Annotated in this window: 1 protein-coding gene; it reads left to right on the top strand. The window is 60.5% G+C overall.

The features are described from left to right. Positions 1-266: hypothetical protein (locus tag SB751_RS31330; protein WP_410749188.1), on the top strand; the 266-nt coding region annotated here is incomplete at both ends.

Here is a 266-nt window from a genome sequence, read left to right as displayed (position 1 = left end):
ATCCACGAACCTGTCGGCGCGCTGCTCGGCAAGATCGGCCACTGGTATGGACTCGGCTTGCTGGTGAATCACGACTTCAACGCGTACTCGAACGTCTGGATCGTGCTTGCCGGTGTCGTGTGGACCTTGAAGTATGAGTGGCGATTCTATTTCGCGTTGCTGCCGGCGTCGCTGTTTGCTCGGCCGAAACTTCATCTCGCCGCAGCGTGCGTTGCCTTCATCGGTACGCTGATCTGGACGACGGCCTCGACAGCGGAAGCCCCGCC

Source organism: Cupriavidus sp. SIMBA_020, from assembly GCF_046535395.1.
Lineage (GTDB): Bacteria > Pseudomonadota > Gammaproteobacteria > Burkholderiales > Burkholderiaceae > Cupriavidus > Cupriavidus campinensis.
The sequence above is the reverse complement of the archived record's forward strand: the minus strand, read 5'-3'. Positions and strand labels throughout refer to the sequence as shown.